Source organism: Virgibacillus proomii (assembly GCF_900162615.1).
GTDB classification, from domain to species: domain Bacteria; phylum Bacillota; class Bacilli; order Bacillales; family Amphibacillaceae; genus Virgibacillus; species Virgibacillus proomii.
The window spans coordinates 2149387-2167047 of the sequence record NZ_FUFN01000010.1 but is presented as its reverse complement, the minus strand read 5'-3'; the positions used below and the strand labels follow the sequence as shown (position 1 = coordinate 2167047).

The 17661-nt window shown below is 36.4% G+C and carries 17 protein-coding genes; all 17 read left to right on the top strand.

The features are described from left to right. The first annotated feature begins 4 nt into the window (after positions 1-4). Entirely contained in the window at positions 5-628 is a 624-nt protein-coding gene (gene spoIIIAF, locus BN1066_RS17520; protein ID WP_077320805.1) for a stage III sporulation protein AF, read from the top strand. Beyond that, positions 625-1266, top strand: a complete 642-nt coding sequence (gene spoIIIAG, locus BN1066_RS17515) for a stage III sporulation protein AG (protein ID WP_077320803.1) — start codon at positions 625-627, stop codon at positions 1264-1266. The genes spoIIIAF and spoIIIAG overlap by 4 nt, the downstream gene beginning before the upstream one ends. A gap of 14 nt (positions 1267-1280) precedes the next feature. Beyond that, positions 1281-1853 carry a SpoIIIAH-like family protein gene (locus tag BN1066_RS17510; RefSeq protein ID WP_077320800.1) on the top strand — a complete coding sequence of 191 codons (573 nt, stop codon included), beginning with the start codon at positions 1281-1283 and terminating at the stop codon, positions 1851-1853. Between the two features lie 896 nt (positions 1854-2749). Beyond that, positions 2750-3232, top strand: coding sequence for an acetyl-CoA carboxylase biotin carboxyl carrier protein (accB, locus tag BN1066_RS17505; protein ID WP_077320798.1), 483 nt, complete (start codon positions 2750-2752; stop codon positions 3230-3232). A gap of 13 nt (positions 3233-3245) precedes the next feature. Next, a complete protein-coding gene (accC, locus tag BN1066_RS17500) occupies positions 3246-4607 on the top strand; it encodes an acetyl-CoA carboxylase biotin carboxylase subunit (RefSeq protein ID WP_077320796.1) in 1362 nt (453 codons plus the stop codon). 58 nt (positions 4608-4665) lie between these two features. Beyond that, the gene (locus tag BN1066_RS17495) at positions 4666-5061 is read left to right on the top strand and encodes an Asp23/Gls24 family envelope stress response protein (RefSeq protein WP_077320794.1); all 396 of its coding nucleotides are present in this window, start codon (positions 4666-4668) and stop codon (positions 5059-5061) included. A gap of 1100 nt (positions 5062-6161) precedes the next feature. After that, positions 6162-6539, top strand: coding sequence for a transcription antitermination factor NusB (nusB, locus tag BN1066_RS17485; protein ID WP_077320790.1), 378 nt, complete (start codon positions 6162-6164; stop codon positions 6537-6539). A gap of 331 nt (positions 6540-6870) precedes the next feature. Beyond that, positions 6871-7731: a bifunctional methylenetetrahydrofolate dehydrogenase/methenyltetrahydrofolate cyclohydrolase FolD gene (folD, locus tag BN1066_RS17480; protein WP_077320788.1), complete on the top strand. Its 861-nt coding sequence runs from the start codon at positions 6871-6873 to the stop codon at positions 7729-7731. Then, positions 7721-9064 (top strand): exodeoxyribonuclease VII large subunit, encoded by a 1344-nt coding sequence (gene xseA / locus BN1066_RS17475; RefSeq protein ID WP_077320786.1) that lies wholly within the window; start codon positions 7721-7723, stop codon positions 9062-9064. Before folD ends, xseA begins: the two co-directional genes overlap by 11 nt. A gap of 2 nt (positions 9065-9066) precedes the next feature. Continuing rightward, positions 9067-9303 (top strand): exodeoxyribonuclease VII small subunit, encoded by a 237-nt coding sequence (locus BN1066_RS17470; protein WP_077320784.1) that lies wholly within the window; start codon positions 9067-9069, stop codon positions 9301-9303. Between the two features lie 2 nt (positions 9304-9305). Continuing rightward, the gene (locus BN1066_RS17465; protein WP_245799825.1) at positions 9306-10190 is read left to right on the top strand and encodes a polyprenyl synthetase family protein; all 885 of its coding nucleotides are present in this window, start codon (positions 9306-9308) and stop codon (positions 10188-10190) included. Between the two features lie 929 nt (positions 10191-11119). Next, complete coding sequence (locus BN1066_RS17460; RefSeq protein WP_077320782.1) at positions 11120-11698, top strand: hypothetical protein; 579 nt, start codon at positions 11120-11122, stop codon at positions 11696-11698. Positions 11699-11712: 14 nt separating this feature from the next. Next, complete coding sequence (locus BN1066_RS17455) at positions 11713-12549, top strand: TlyA family RNA methyltransferase (protein ID WP_077320780.1); 837 nt, start codon at positions 11713-11715, stop codon at positions 12547-12549. Positions 12550-12566: 17 nt separating this feature from the next. Continuing rightward, the gene (gene ahrC / locus BN1066_RS17450; protein WP_077320778.1) at positions 12567-13016 is read left to right on the top strand and encodes a transcriptional regulator AhrC/ArgR; all 450 of its coding nucleotides are present in this window, start codon (positions 12567-12569) and stop codon (positions 13014-13016) included. 24 nt (positions 13017-13040) lie between these two features. Then, positions 13041-14777 (top strand): DNA repair protein RecN, encoded by a 1737-nt coding sequence (recN, locus tag BN1066_RS17445; protein WP_077320776.1) that lies wholly within the window; start codon positions 13041-13043, stop codon positions 14775-14777. A gap of 350 nt (positions 14778-15127) precedes the next feature. Next, entirely contained in the window at positions 15128-16396 is a 1269-nt protein-coding gene (spoIVB, locus tag BN1066_RS17440) for a SpoIVB peptidase (protein WP_077321540.1), read from the top strand. 284 nt (positions 16397-16680) lie between these two features. Continuing rightward, complete coding sequence (gene spo0A, locus BN1066_RS17435) at positions 16681-17481, top strand: sporulation transcription factor Spo0A (RefSeq protein ID WP_179104426.1); 801 nt, start codon at positions 16681-16683, stop codon at positions 17479-17481. Positions 17482-17661 lie beyond the last annotated feature (180 nt).

Genomic DNA, 17661 nt, shown 5'->3' with positions numbered 1-17661 from the left:
TAACTTGGAAATAGTTATTCAATGGGTGACACAAATTATCATATTTATTTTGCTTGCTACAGTCATTGACTTACTAATACCTGCTTCTTCATTTAAAAAATATATTAAGCTAGTCGTTGGCTTTATCCTTATTTTAATTTTATTAAAACCGATTTTTTTCTTATTTCAAATCGATGTCCAACATGCATTAGAAGCTTCTATATCAAAGCTTGATCGAAATTCACAGCAGGTAGAATCAATGGAAAATTTAATTGAATCACAAAAAAATGAAATAGAAGGGACACAAGATGCATATATTTTAGAACAAATGGCTGTCCAATTAAAACAAATTGCAAAAGAACCGCTCAAAGAGGGATTTCAAACAGAAATAAAAGATATCGAATTCCGATTTACTCATCAAGGAGAAAACACGTTTGAGAACTTGGATGAAGTCATTGTTTATTTAACTGAATCAAATAATGATGGGGAGGGAGCAGTGAGAGTAGTTGATGATGTTGTAATTTATTCAGACAGCCCAAATACGTCAAAAGAAGATAAGAAGCTTCAAGAAATAGAGGCAGTGCTTAATGAGGTGTGGGAGATGGATAAGAAAAAATTGATACTACAGTGGGAGGGAGGTCCATCTTGAAAGATAAATTTTCAAAGTTATTTCAAAAAGACAATGGAAGTAAGTTTATAAAAAAAAAGGGATATATCGTTATTTTAGCTTTAGTAAGTATTTTGCTTTTGATTATTGGTAATATTTTTTCTTCAACGTTTGAAAAAGACAAAGAAGATCAAGCCGGACCAGCCATTGAACAGCCAAATGAACAAGCTGATGAGCGAGCAGAAGAAACAGCTTCCCCAAAAATAAGTACAACATCCGATCTAGAAGAACTGGAGTCCATTTATACAAAAGATTTAGAAGCATTGTTAAATAAAATTAAAGGTGTATCAGAAGCTGAAGTAATGGTGAATTTGGAATCAACGAGTATAAAAGTATATGAAAAAAATTTGATAAAGGGACAACAAACAACAGAAGAAACAGATAAAAGTGGTGGTACAAGAGAAATAGAGGAGGAGACCCAAGAGACACAAACCGTATTAGTTAGACAAGGGGAAAAGGAGGTACCCTTACTCGTTCAAACGAAAAAACCAGAAGTACGTGGAGTGTTTGTGGTTGCAAAAGGAACAGACCATGCTACTGTCAAGAAATGGGTAGTTGAAGCCGTTTCCCGAGTGTTGGACGTACCAACACACCGAGTATCCGTAATGCCAAAGAATTAAAAGGAGGAATCAAAATGTTAAAAAAGCAAACAGTTTGGTTATTGACTATGTTGAGTCTCATGATTGTGTTAAGTGTGTATTATATGACTTCTCCAGATAGTGAAGATTTAGCTTATTTGAATGATGGACAAGACAAAGCAAGTGAAAAGGCAGTACCGACTGATTCAAATGAAGCAGCAGAAGATGCGGAAGTGGAAGAAATTTCTAACCTAGGTCAGGATGAATTATTTACGACGATTCGCATGGAATTACAGGATAAAAGAAATATGGAAAAAGAGCGACTAACGGATATTGTTGCCTCCAGTTCAGCAAGTGCAGCTGAGAAAGATGAGGCATTAAAAGAAATCGATGCAATGGAAGAAATAGCCTCCAAAGAAAAAATTCTGGAAGAAACGATTGTTGCTTCAGCTAATTATGAAGACGTACTTGTTCGATCAGAAGATGCAGGTATAACAGTCCAAGTAAAAGTCAAAGAGAATTTACCAAAATCCGAAGCAGTTTCCATCATACAAATGGTAAAAGATGAACTGGGTGATAAAAAGGTAAATGTATCCTACGTACCTTCCGAAGCAAATAAAAAGGAATAGCGTAAAAAATCCGGGAAAAGCCCGGATTTTTTTATATCTAGGAAACCTATATCCGATTTTCATGATGATGTCTTTTCTTGAAAGCTTCCTCAGGCTTATGCGTTTAAGCTACAGCAGATTTCGCTCTTCCTTCTACCATAAGTCAACATCGGTTCGATCTAAAGGAAAGACGACTAAAATACGAGTTTACGACGTAGGCGTCGGCATACCCCTACTGCAGGTGGCATGTTTTCTTTATCCCGAAGTAAGGTTTCGCATTTTTCTCATTTTAAAATGTGCTTCTGATGTTGCGAACATGATGAAAAAATGGTCCTAAACCTCCGATTCGTTTGGGCGACAGGACAAGAAAAAACCAAGACAGTGATACTTCGCGGTTTTTTAAGGATGTTGATCATGAAGACGTTACAACAGGATTTAGAAGATCTGACGTTTGTACGCAAGCTAACTGAGCGCTTAAGCTTTTGTTCCTACTAATTTGGTTAATGCTAGTAATCAATAGTCGGTATTTGTATTTTTGTCTAATATGTAATGCCTATTTTATTCATAAATAAAATAAAGAAAAATTTTTAAAATCTTAATTAAGTTGCCTTTTTAAATTACAAAGAAAACAGTTAAGTAATTAACAAGTTAAAAATGAATATTTACTCAAAACGGAGTTAATATGAATTGTCACGCAATAATGTTTATAATTTTTTTGATATTTTCATCTATTATAAACTACTGCAAATGTTCGCTTTCTAAGGTTAAGCTTGGTATAATTAGAACAAACTGATATTACGTCGTTACTCCTTCACTTCAGAAAATACCTTGAAGTTTCTTTACTATTTATCGTAAAATATTAAAAGGAGTTATTAGTACCTAATAATAAGTTTGAAGATGAAGGGGTGCCTATATACATGTTAAATGTGCATGAAATACAAGAGATTATAAAGCTGATTGACCAATCGTCAATAGAAGAGTTTACTTATGAAGCAAACGGAACATCGATTTCATTAAAAAAATCAGTAAATACCCAACTAAAAGGTCATGATATGAAGTCACAAACGCAGCCAAATATAGAGCAGCAATCAGAACCGGACAGGCTTTCTGAAGAAAAAGTAGAAAAACCTATACCACAAGAAGAAGCGAAAGCTGCATATGATCATGAAATTGTCTCTCCTATGGTCGGTACATTTTATACGGCTCCATCCCCGGAAAAGGAAAGTTTTGTTACAGTAGGTAGCAAAGTTGAAGAATCAACCGTAGTATGTATTGTTGAGGCGATGAAATTATTCAATGAAATTGAAGCAGAAGTTTCTGGTGAAATTGTAGAAATACTAGTAGAAAATGGTCAGCTTGTCGAGTATGGGCAGCCATTATTCCGGGTTAGTACAAAGTAAGGGGATGGAGAGTGTGATAAAAAAACTGTTGATTGCAAACAGAGGGGAGATTGCAGTTCGAATCATTCGTGCATGTAAAGAGATGGGGATAGAAACGGTTGCTGTGTATTCACAAGCAGATAGAGATGCATTACATGTGCAAATGGCTGATGAAGCTTATTGCATCGGGCCGACGCAAAGTAAAGACAGCTATCTTAATTTGACGAACATTATGAGTGTAGCCACACTTACAGAAGTGGATGCTGTTCATCCAGGATATGGATTTTTAGCCGAAAATGCTGACTTTGCAGAAATTTGCCGTGCATGTAATATTATTTTTATTGGTCCAACTCCTGAAGCCATTCAAAAGATGGGAATCAAGGATGTAGCACGTCAGACAATGGAAGAGGCCAATGTGCCAATTGTTCCAGGATCTAAGGGTATTATTGAAAATGAAAAGGAAGCGAAAGCAATTGCCAACGAAATTGGCTATCCCGTAATTATTAAGGCGACAGCTGGTGGAGGCGGAAAAGGGATTCGTGTAGCGAGAACGAAAGAAGAATTGCTTAAGGGTATTGAAGTAACGCAGAAAGAAGCCGAAACATCCTTCGGTAATGCAGGGGTTTATATCGAAAAATATATTGAAGATTTTCGTCATGTAGAAATCCAAGTGTTGGCTGATAAGCATGGTAATGTTGTTCATCTTGGAGAACGAGATTGTTCCATTCAACGTCGATTACAAAAGTTAGTGGAAGAAGCTCCGTCACCTGCATTAACTCCAGAAATCAGAAGAAAAATGGGGGAAGCATCTGTAAAGGCTGCGAAAGCAGTGGGCTATGAAGGTGCAGGAACGATTGAATATATATTTGATCGAACAACACATGAATTTTACTTTATGGAAATGAACACGCGAATTCAAGTTGAACATCCTGTAACTGAATTAATTACGGGAATTGATCTAATCAAAGAGCAAATTAAAATCGCCGATAATCAGGAAATATCATTTGAGCAATCGGATATTACGTTAGATGGTTGGGCCATTGAGTGTAGAATTAATGCAGAAAATCCGTTTAAAAATTTCATGCCATCTCCAGGTACTATTACGATGTATTTGCCACCAGGGGGGCTTGGTGTTCGTGTTGACTCGGCAGTATATTCAGACTATCGAATACCTCCTTATTATGATTCCATGGTAGCAAAACTAATTACGTACGGTAAAACCCGTGACGAGGCTGTTCATCGTATGAGACGGGCATTAGATGAATTTATCATTGAAGGGGTACATACTACAATTCCCTTTCATCGCTTAATCATGGAGCATCCTGTATTTTTAAATGGGGATTTCAATACGAAATTTCTTGAAGAAAATCCGATAGTACAAGTTGAAAAGAAATAGAATGTAATACGGACAATTTGTGATTCTGTCCGTTACACATAAAGGAGTGAGTGAGCATATGAGTGAACAACCACTATTAAATGTGAGTGATGATAATTTAGGTAAAGTAGAAATTGCACCAGAAGTCATTGAGGTGATTGCTGGAATAGCAGCTTCTGAAGTAGAAGGACTTTATGCTATGCGAGGTAATTTTGCTTCCGGTGTTGCAGAAAAATTTGGAAAAAAAACCCATAGTAAAGGGGTGAAGGTTGAACTTTCTGATAATGGGATTGTGATCGATTTGTATGTAATTTTACAATTCGGAGTTTCCATTCCGCAAGTAGCTCAATTGCTTCAATCAAATATTAGACAAACACTAAAAAATATGACCGCATTAGATATTAAAGAAATTAATGTTCATGTGGTTGGAATTCAGATGGATGCTGCGGAAGATGAGGCAGAAACACATAGATAATTGTACACTTAACCTTTTTCATACAATGTTTAAAAATGATCCTTTCATGAGGAATATAACTTCCTTGTGAAAGGGTATTTATTTTACTATAGGAAAGCATAAAATTTTAGGGTTTATCCCGCATGTAAGGTGCCGTGCTTTCCTCAATTCTAAAATCTATTATGCATTGTGAACATAAAAGAAAAACGCACCTAAATGCCCGATTGGTTCAACTAACATTCCGTGTAAAAAGCATTCCACGGAATGAAGTTTCACTTTATCCCGCATGTAAGGTGCCGTAAGTTTCCCACTTCAAGACCTGGGTTCGTGCAAAGGGTCAAAGTGGGGGAAAACGGCAACTAAATGCCCGATTGGTTCAACTAACATTCCGTGTAAAAAGCATTCCATGGAATGAAGTTTCACTTTATCCCGCATGTAAGGTGCCGTAAGTTTCCCACTTCAAGACCTGGGTTCGTGCAAAGGGTCAAAGTGGGGGAAAACGGCAACTAAATGCCCGATTGGTTCAACTAACATTCCGTGTAAAAAGCATTCCACGGAATGAAGTTTCACTTTATCGTATAAGAAAAACGATAGCTTTCGCTAAAGACTTGGCGACAAGCCAAGTTTTTCTAATGATAATGTCTCTCGCTAAGGCTCGTAATTAGACGAGATGAGAATTTTTATAACATGCTTGTCCAAACAGGAGAATTAAAACTAGAGATTGACTAATTGTTCGACGTCCTTAAAAAAGAAAACCAAGACTAGCTGAACATAAGCAATGAAGAAATTTATTTATCATCACTCAAAGGGGAATAGCTCTATTACAAATCCTTATACTAATTTATAAAAAGCTGGCACCGTTGCAGCTAGAGCGTGTCTCAAGAGTTTGGAGTTAAAAGCTTAAGTAGGATAAGGGCTTCTAAACCCCGTTAGTTAATGAAGTAAAATAAGGAAAATTCCGGAATGGTAACCAATGGATAGATTAAGATACGGGTACTAACAAGAATCTCTAAAAATAAAGCTTTGTTTTTTATCTTTGGACAATTGAAAGTTGGTAATAGCGTTGCAATTAGAATCATGTTATGATTTTGGAAGAGATAAATTAAAGGAGCTACAAAGGAATGAATAGACATCAAGCAAGAGAAAAGGCATTACAATTATTATTCTCCCTTGACATACATGAAGTCAAGTCAATAGAAGATATGGAATATGTAAGTCAAACAGCAACCAAAAATGCCTTTTTAACTATGCTGGTTAATGGAGTTATACAACATAAAGAAGAAATTGATTCATTGCTTACAGCTAAGCTAAAAAATTGGTCCATTGATCGAATCGCTTCGGTTGAAAAGACAATTCTTCGTATGGCGATATTTGAAATAAACTATGTAGATGATATTCCAACGAGTGTTTCCATCAATGAAGCAATTGAGTTGGCAAATAAGTATGGTGATGATCGATCAGGAAAGTTCATAAATGGTGTACTATCTAATTTTGTTTAAGTATGTGTTCAAAAGGAGTTAAGAAGGGTCGATGTCGTTATAGTTCTCGACATCGTAAATGCTAAGCCGACACTATCGTACGCCCTGCCGAGTAGGACTTCGAGGCAATGTAGCAACTTAGTTAAGTGCCGTCAGAAACAAATTAATTAGGAAAACTGCAAGCGGAACAAAGAAAATAGCCTAGTTTATACTTAGACCTTAAAAGATTTTCACTATATTAAGTTAACTTGAGCGCTAAAATCTGATGCATTCTAACGTATGAGGAAATTCAAGACATTATTTTCCGGAATTTTTGACATCGTTTTTAAAATAATTGAGGGGGTTCTATACATTGACAGCAGAAATTATAGATGGTAAAGCTTTATCACTAAAGCTTAGAGAAGCAATGAAAGAAGAAGTTACCAAGCTAAAAGCGGCAGGAATCCATCCTAAGCTTACAGTAGTATTAGTCGGTAATCATCCTGCCTCAAAGTCGTATGTTAATGGCAAGAAAAAAGCTTGTCATGAAACTGGAATTGATTCGGAGATTTTGGAGTTGTCAACAACAGTTACGGAAACAGAACTATTGCAACAGATACATAAATTAAATAATGATCCCACAGTACATGGCATACTTGTTCAATTACCATTGCCGGGTCATATTGAGGAGCAAAAAGTAATTGAAGCGATTATACCGGAAAAAGATGTAGATGGATTTCACCCTATTAATATAGGAAGAATGATGACAGGAATGGATACATTTTTACCTTGTACTCCATATGGAATCATCACCATGTTACAATCGAAATCAATTCCAATCAAGGGACAACATGCAGTGGTTATCGGAAGAAGTAATATTGTTGGTAAACCAGTAGCCCAATTATTATTAAATCATCATGCAACGGTGACTACTTGTCATTCGAAAACAAAAGATCTTAAAAGCCTTACAAAACAAGCCGATATTTTAATTGTTGCAATTGGAAAAGCACATGTTATTGACGAGAGCTATATTAAGGAAGGAGCAACTGTGATTGACGTTGGAATTAATCGTTTAGATAATGGAACGTTAACAGGTGATGTAGACTTTCAAAGCGTTAAAGAAAAAGCGGCATACCTTACTCCGGTACCACGAGGGGTAGGGCCAATGACAATAACAATGTTATTAAAGAATACAATCAAAGCGGCAAAAGGGCTCGAGAACCGTGAAGGATAAATATTTAACAGTGACGGCATTAACCAAGTACATTAAGCGGAAAATGGATACAGACCCTCATCTAAGGGAAGTTTGGTTACGTGGGGAAATATCGAATTTTAAACATCATTCGCGAGGCCATATGTATTTAACAATTAAGGATGATCGTTCACGGATTCAAGCAGTGATGTTTGCGGGGAATAACCGATTTTTAAAATTTACTCCAGAAAACGGAATGAATGTACTGATTAAAGGAGAAGTTAGTGTATTTGAAGTGTACGGCCAATATCAGCTATACATTCAGCATATGGAACCAGACGGGATAGGGGCATTGTATGTTGCGTATGAGCAGTTGAAAGAAAAATTGCAGAAGAAAGGCTTCTTTGATCAAGCCTATAAAAAGTCGATCCCTCTATTGCCGCAGAAAATAGGCATAATTACTTCGCCAACAGGAGCGGCGATTCGTGATATTATCACGACCATTAAACGCAGGTATCCAATTGTTGAAATGATTGTACTGCCTGTATTAGTTCAAGGAGAAGCAGCAGCTAATTCCATAAAACAGGCAATAGAAACAGCAAATAAGGTGGGTAATTTTGATCTGTTAATTGTTGCAAGAGGCGGTGGCTCGATTGAAGAACTATGGAGCTTTAACGAAGAAATAGTAGCAGAAGCCATTTTTCATTCTAACATTCCAATTATTTCGGCTGTGGGGCATGAAACAGACACAACGATCAGTGATTATGTTGCTGATTTACGCGCACCAACACCAACAGGAGCGGCAGAGCTTGCAGTTCCTTCTAGTAGCGAATTAAAGGACCGAATACTCACACTAAAACGAATACTTACAAAAGATATGCGACAAAAAATAAAACAGCAGCGACAGCTGTTAATCAAATTACAACAATCCTACGCCTTCCGTTATCCAGGTCAGCTTTTAAAACAAAAGGAACAAGAGCTAGATAGAAGGGTAGAGCAATTACAAAAAGCAATGGTCCATAAAGTAACAAAAAAACGTCAATACTATCAGCACGTGCACGTACGACTAGCAACTCAACATCCTGGTAAACAATTAGAAAGGGCAAAACTTCAGCTACAGCAGTTAGCAAAAAGACACAGTTTCGCAATGAAACAAGTGCAAACAAGTAAACGAGAGGTTTTATATAAGCAAGTGGATAAATTAAGTTTGCTTAATCCGTTAGAGATTATGAAACGGGGTTTTTCTATAGCTTATTCACCATCAGATAAAATTATTAAATCGATCGAACATGTTCATCCAGAGGACATTATTTCTTTAAGAGTTATGGATGGACTGATTACTTGTCATGTTAAGGAAGTGGAGGAGAAAAATTAATTATGGCAGAGAAGGATAAGGAATTGTCATTTGAAGAAGCAATGCAAGAGCTCGAAGAAATTGTGGAAAAGTTGGAGACAGGGGATGTACCCTTGGAAAAAGCCATTATTTATTATCAAGATGGCATGAAGTTGTCTAAGCTTTGTAATGATAAACTAAATCAAGTAGAAGATAAAATGACAAAGATAATGAATGAACAGGGAGATCTTGATCCATTTCAGATCCAGGAGGAAGAATAGACGTGCAGCTGACGATGAAAGAGTATTTAACAAGCCGAAAGCAACTAATCGATGAAATTTTAGAGCAGTATATTGGTTCATTAACTATTCCACAAAATCTGAAGGAATCAATGATGTATTCCGTTGAAGCAGGAGGAAAACGATTAAGACCAATTTTATTAATGGCCAGTTTTGAATCATATAGCGAGGATGTAGCGATAACCTTAAGTTCAGCAGCTGCTCTGGAGATGATTCATACATACTCATTAATCCATGATGATTTACCTGCAATGGATGATGATGATTTTCGTCGTGGTCAGCCTACTAATCATAAAGCTTTTGATGAAGCCACCGCAATCTTAGCCGGGGATGCATTATTAACGTATAGTTTTGAATTAATTGCTAAAGACTCTAAGTTGTCGCCAATTCAAAAAGCAAAACTGATTATGCTGTTAGCAGAAGCGAGCGGGCCAAAAGGTATGGTTGCTGGACAAATATTAGATATGCAAGCAGAAGATAAGTCAATTTCCTTAACAGAAATGGAGCAGGTTCACACATTAAAAACCGGTGAACTATTGCGTTTTGCTGTGATTGCGGGTGCGTATCTCGGTGGGGCCACGGAAGAACAAATGACTCATTTAAAAACATTTGCTTACTATTTAGGATTGATCTTTCAAGTACAGGACGATATTTTAGATATAACAGGTGATGAAGAAAAATTAGGTAAGCGGGTTGGCAGTGATGAGGTTAATTTAAAGAGTACATATCCTAAGTTGCTTGGCTTAGATGGTGCTGTAGAGAAAAAAGAATGGTATGTAACGAAGGCAAAAGAAGCATTAGAACGAGCAGATATAGCGGGTTCTTTATTAATGGACTTAACGCTGTTTTTTAGTCAACGTGATCATTGAAGAAGATGGATAAAGCGTTCAGCAAAAATGTTATCATCGAGTTTTTTAGTTGATTTATTTAATGACAATAAACCCAACTTTATTTCGCTTGCCGATGCTAAGATGCCTTAGACTTTGAACAAGCACTATAGATAATTTTTATTGTGGCTGCTTTAGCATCGTTTATATTCGCTTTAGCTTTTTGATAAGTTGTTTAAATATAGTTATAAATCGTGTAAAAACAGACTGTTAATTGTAAGAGTTCAAATAGAATTTCAACCAAAAATATGTTATAATAAATGTAACTGAGAAATGGTGCAGTATTCTAGTCAGTCCTCCGTACCTGAAGGCGAGCCTAAAAATTCGCCAAAGGGCACATCGATGAAGTTCCTTGTGCAGGCTTGGAGCGCCCAGCTTTGGGTCTGTGCTGGGAGTTAAGGTTTTTGGGCGATCCACAAAGGCATGTGGGCGTTGACCCGATTACCGCGGAGGCCCATCTCTGTAGTAAAAGCTAAGCCTAGGTTTTACTATGGAATGGGGTATGAACCTGCAGTAGACGGTAAGGGACACCTGATATGCAGCGTAGCCTGCCTTGAGTGGTGACTGAGGGGATTAGAGTCTAAGTAATAAATTAGATGGCCACTGATTTGTTACTTTCATCTCTATGAAATCAGCACTGCAAAAGAGGCTAGGGGACGGTTAAGGACTGTTGAGGAAATCTCCTAGACTGTTCGTACGACATTTAAAAGGGATTATAGTGTGGACTAAGTGGTAATCCAGTCTAGCTCTTGGTGACAAAGCTAAGATCGCTTTAAAGGGAAACCGCCTGCGTGGCAACATGGGGTAGCGGTCTGGGAAAACCTACTGGACCTAAGCCACAGTTTTTACCTTTTAAATGACCATTTCTCCCTACATAGGATAACGATAATTTACATGTAATGAGGTATGAAATGAAACCACAAGTCAAACGATCGATCAAATTTAGTTTAACTATTGCCGTTATCACATTTGTGTTAGCGGCTATTTTTTCAGTTGTTTCTTCTTCCATTATGAGCGAAGTCGTTTGGTCAATCGGACTTATTATTGTATTTGTTATTGTATTAATAGGTGTCGCCTTTGATATGCTTGGTATTGCTTCGACAGCAGCAGATGAAGCACCATTCCATGCTATGGCTGCAGAAAAAGTAACTGGAGCAAAAGAGGCGGTCATCATTATTCGAAATGCCGATAGGTTTGCCAGCTTTTGTAATGATGTAATTGGTGATATATCGGGAATTGTTAGTGGAACAGCTTCTGCTATCGTTGTATTACAAATAGCCAATCTTTTAGGTCATGGAGAAGGATCCACGTTACAAATTACAATTTCAGTTTTATTGACAAGTATTGTTGCAGCAATTACAGTTGGTGGTAAAGCACTAGGTAAATATTTTGCCATCAATTCTTCAACAAAAATAATCTTCTTTGCTGGAAAAGTAATATCCCTTATTGAAAATAGATTAAAAATAAAAGTATTGCCAAAAAATAAGTAATAAAGGAATCCGTTATGAGTAAAAAAAGATTAGATGTATTATTAGTGGAAAAAAAACTTGCTGAGACGAGAGAAAAGGCTAAGCGTTTAATTATGGCTGGCCTTGTTTTTTCTGATCAGGAAAGATTAGATAAACCCGGTATGCAAATCGAAGAAGCCACATCTATAACGGTTAAAGGAAAACCATTTCCTTATGTTGGTCGTGGTGGGTTGAAATTAGAAAAAGCACTAAAAGAATTTGCAATAACCGTAAAGGATAAAATTATCGTTGATGTCGGTTCATCAACCGGCGGATTCACGGATTGTGCTTTACAAAATGGAGCTAAGCTCTGTTATGCAATTGATGTAGGATATAACCAACTGGACTGGAAATTACGAAATGATGATCGTGTTATTGTCATGGAACGAACTAATTTTCGCTATGTTACACCCGATATGCTCGAATACGGTAAGCCAAATGTCGCTTCCATCGATGTTTCTTTTATTTCATTACGATTGCTTTTACCTGTATTAAAGCAATTATTAATGGAGGCCAGTGATGTGATAGCGCTCATTAAACCGCAATTTGAAGCGGGAAAGGAACAGGTTGGTAAAAAAGGAATTGTTCGTGATCCTGCTATCCATCAATCAGTGATTAAGCGTCTTCTAGCTTTTAGTGAATCAGAGGGATACCAAGTTTTAGGATTAACCTTTTCACCGATTACCGGGGGAGATGGAAATATTGAATTTTTAACTCATTTAGGATGGAAAAAGCAAGCAGCAGTTAATCCGTTTAGCGATAATGTAATAGCATCCATCGTTCATAAAGCGCATAACGAGCTAATACGTAAGCAAAAGAAGAATGGAGATTAAAGAAACGGAGGAACCTTATGAGTAAAATACAACGACATATTAAAATTCGTGAGTTAATTACAGAAAATGAAATTGAAACGCAAGATGAGCTTGTCGATCGCTTGAAAAAATTAGGTTATAATGTGACACAAGCAACCATTTCCAGAGATATTAAAGAACTGCATCTAATAAAAGTAGCTACTCCAAAAGGGTCCTATAAATACAGCTTACCAGCAGATCAACGATTTAATCCGTTGGACAAGCTAAAACGCTTGGTGATGGACGCATTTGTAAAAATTGATCATGCTAGCCATTTTATCGTACTAAAAACCCTCCCTGGTAATGCGCAGGCGGTCGGTGCTTTAATTGATCAATTAGACTGGCAAGAGATCATGGGCACGATCTGTGGAGACGATACATGTTTAATCATTTGTAAAACAGAGGCAGATACATTGACTATTAAAGACCGGTTTATTGAAATGCTGTGATCTAAGAATGGGGGGAATAATGGCGTGTTAACCGAATTATCCATTCAGGATTTTGCCATTATAGATAAGATTTCAATCACATTTCATGAAGGGCTAACGGTATTAACCGGTGAAACAGGCGCCGGGAAATCTATTATTATTGATGCCGTTCAGTTACTTGCTGGAGGTCGTGGTTCTGTTGAGTTTGTAAGGCATGGTGCGAAGAAAGCAGATATTGAAGGACTATTTATCGTTGATGATGAGACACATCCTATATTTGCGCTTTCCAGACAATACGGAATTGAATATCAGGATCACCAATTTATATTGAGACGAACGATTACTGCAAATGGAAAAAGTATTTGTCGCGTGAACAGTAAATTAGTTACTTTGGGAATTCTTCGTGAATTTGGTAAAACGCTTATTGATATCCATAGTCAGCATGAAACACAATCGTTGATGGATGAAGACCAACATATTGAACTGTTGGATTTATATTGGCCTGATAAAATAAAAAAAGCAAAAAAAGAGTACCGAAAGCTTTATGATGAGTTATCTCACTTAAAAAGCCGCTATCAAAGGCTAAGTAAAAATGAACAGGAAACGGCACAACGATTAGATTTATTACAGTTTCAATTACACGAGTTAGAGCAAGCCCAATTGCAGTTGAATGAGGATGAACAGTTGGAAGAAGAACGAGGAACGCTTATCAATTTTGAACGAATTTATTCTGCTTTACAAGAAGCTTACAATTCGCTTTATGGCGAACAAAAGGGTCTTGACTGGGTAAATCAAGCCCAAATCGTTCTCCAAGAAAACAGTAAATTTGATTCGAAAATTGCCGACAGAGCTAATGAAATTGCTGATTATTATTTTGGGTTAGAGGAATTAACGTATGACTTGGGTAATATGATTGAAACTATGCAATATAATCCAGATCGTCTAAATGAAATAGAAGCTCGTCTGAATGAAATAAATCGTTTAAAGAAGAAGTATGGTTCGACCGTCACTGAAATGTTAACATATATGGCAAAAATTGAAGAAGAAATCGAAGAAATTAATAATAAGGATTCACACTTATTAAAATTACAAGAACAAATTGAAGGAAAAACAAAAGATGCTTATTTAGAAGCAAAGGAATTACATGATATTCGTCAAGCCGCAGCGAAATCATTGGTCGAAGATATACATGATGAATTAAAAGATCTTTATTTGGAAAAAGCAACCTTTTCCGTACAATTTCAGTCATCAACGCTTCAAGAGAGGGACGAGGTAGAACTTCATAAAAATGGAATTGACCAAGTTAGCTTTTTAATTTCCACCAATCCAGGAGAGCCTTTAAAGCAGTTGGCTAAAGTTGCTTCTGGGGGAGAACTTTCGAGAATCATGCTGGCTTTAAAAAAAATATTTGCAAAACATCAAGGTGTGACCAGTGTAATTTTCGATGAAGTGGACACAGGTGTTAGCGGCAGAGTTGCCCAAGCAATTGCTGAAAAGATATACTTAATCTCTCAAGAATCACAGGTTTTATGCATAACTCATCTTCCTCAAGTGGCTGCCATGGCTGATACCCATAAACTAATTGAAAAACAAACTAGTGATGAGCGTACAACAACACATGTAATTGAATTAAAGCCAGAGTCGCAAATTAATGAACTAGCTCGCATGGTTACAGGAACTAAGCTTACGGAAACTGCTTTGGATCATGCTCGGGAAATGTTGGAGATGGCTGCTAATTTAAAACAAAAGAAGAATAATATAACGCAAAAAGCCAGAAAATAAGTTATCTGGCTTTTTTTACGCTATAGGAAAGTATAAAACTTTATATGGTTTAACGTATAAGAAAAACGATAACTTTCACCATGAAGACTTGGCAACAAGCCAAGTTTTTCTAACATGTTAAAAACATTTTAGTGGAATTATTAAAAATCTTGAAGCTATTAGTATAACTGATGAATAAACAGTTTCCCTTAGTATAATTAGCATACATATAAGACACCTCTTTCATACCGCGGACTATACGTTCATGCTTCTCCATTAAGGAAGGTAATGTTATGCAGGACTGCTTAAGTTTCACCAGTTTAAAACGATATCGATTAGCTCAAATTAAAAGTACAGAAAAACAAAAGTGGATGGGTTTAGAAAAGAGGAGAGTGAATGAATTGAACGGCAAGAAAAATAAAAAAATACAATTTGGCATAGCCTTTTTGGTAATAATTGCCTTATTCGCATTTCCTTTTTTTGCTCCACAAAGTTTCCAAACAAAAAATTCCTTATCTCCATTGACCAATGAAATAACGGCTGTCAGTGCTGGTTCTTTAAATAAATCCTTATCCAGTACAGATTCATCGGACAATCTACCGTCGTTTTATGAATTGGCTGGCTTGCCTATAAAGCAAGCTACTGCAGAAGTGAGAGATGATCTTAAAGTAATTCCTGGTGGACAATCAATTGGGGTTCAGTTACAAACAAAAGGGGTATTAGTCGTTGGCCATCATTTAGTCAATGGAAAAGCTGGTGAAGCTTCTCCTGGTGAAAAAGCAGATATAAAAGTAGGAGATGTTATTTTAGAAATCAATGGCAATAAAATTAAAACGATGAATGATGTAAGGCCATTTATTGAACAAGCTGGAGAAACAAATCATGCTTTAGATGTGAAAATAAAGCGTGGTAAAAAGACCATCTCCACTGAATTAAAGCCCACTTTAGATCAAGATGAAAAAGATTATAAAATTGGCTTATATATTCGTGATTCTGCTGCTGGGATCGGAACAATGACTTTTTACGAACCAAATTCAGGGAAATATGGGGCCCTAGGCCATGTGATTTCTGATATGGATACGAAAAAGCCCATTGAAATTAACAATGGTGCGATTGTTCGTTCCTCTGTAACTTCCATTGAAAAAGGCAATAATGGTATCCCAGGTGAGAAGCAAGCGAAATTTTCCCCTGCTCATGATAAAATTGGTTCAATTAATAAAAATACTCCCTTTGGAATATTTGGTAAATTAAATCAAAATCTGGATAATTTTCGAAAGCCAATGCCAATTGCTTTATCACATGAGGTAAAAGAAGGACCGGCAAAGATACTAACGGTTCTCGAAGGGGAAAAAGTGGAAGAATACGATATAGAAATTGTCAGTACTGTTCCTCAAAAGATGCCTGCAACAAAAGGTATGGTTATTCAAATTAAAGACAAGGAATTATTAAACAAAACAGGGGGTATTGTGCAAGGTATGAGTGGGAGCCCTATTATTCAAAATGGCAAAATCATTGGAGCTGTAACTCATGTATTTGTTAATGATCCAATTTCAGGATATGGGGTCCATATTGAATGGATGCTAGAGGATGCAGGGATTAATATTTATAAAGAGCAAGATCAAGCAAATAAAGTAAGTTAAAAACGCGACTTGTATTGGATTTCTTCCAATTCAAGTCCTTTTTTCGATGTTTTTATTGTTATTTTTATATTATTGTGACTTATGGTCATTTTTTTGATAATAGTAAATATGATATAATGATAAGCAATAAATAATTTTCGACAAATTTGTCTACATTTATCGAAATGTATCGTAATTTATAGGAAAACAGAGAAAACAGAAGTAAAATTCAAAAAAACCAAAGTTTTTTAAATAAAAAAAGGATATTTGTGATTTGTGTAGAATATGTAAAATAGTGAAAAGTTATGTATTACATAAAAGGAGGAACTTTTGTGGAAAAGATTTCAGTTTGTCTTGTTGATGATAACCGTGAATTAATTCACCTGATGGAAGATTATTTTGGAGAACAGGAAGATATTGAAGTAGTTGGTACGGCGTTTAACGGAAGAGATTGTTTGACCATGCTCGAGGATGTAGAACCTGATGTTTTAGTTTTGGATATTATTATGCCACATGTCGATGGTTTAGCTGTATTAAACACGATTCGTTCTTCAGGAGGAAAAATTCCCCATGTAATTATGCTCACAGCGTTCGGACAAGAAGAAGTCATGAAAAAGGCGGTTGACCTTGGCGCTGCTTATTTTATTTTAAAACCATTTGATTTAGATAATTTAGCAGATCAAATTAGACAGGCGCAAGGTACTGTACATTCTGGTGTCGTATCAAAAGTACAACGGAAAGAGAAAAAGAAGCAAGATCTTGAGGCAAGTATTACAAATATTATTCATGAGATCGGTGTTCCAGCACATATTAAAGGATATATGTACTTACGTGAAGCAATTACAATGGTTTATAACGATATCGAATTGTTAGGTTCCATTACGAAAGTATTATACCCAGATATAGCGAAAAAATATAACACGACTGCTTCTCGTGTAGAACGTGCTATCCGTCATGCTATTGAAGTAGCATGGAGCAGAGGAAATATTGATTCTATTTCTGCTTTATTTGGATACACGATTAGTATAACAAAAGCAAAACCGACAAATTCAGAATTTATTGCAATGGTTGCAGATCATCTCCGCTTAGAACATAAAGCGAGTTAACCTTTACAAAACGCAGTAATGACACGGGGTTTGGCGGTTGGGATAATTTTCCTCCTACACGATTAAACCAACAAACTCCGATTTCACACCGATAAATTCCTTTTTCCGTTAGTATAAGTTTTGTGATTCATTTATTGCAATTACAGATTATCTTCGTTTAGAACATAAAGCGAGTTAAGA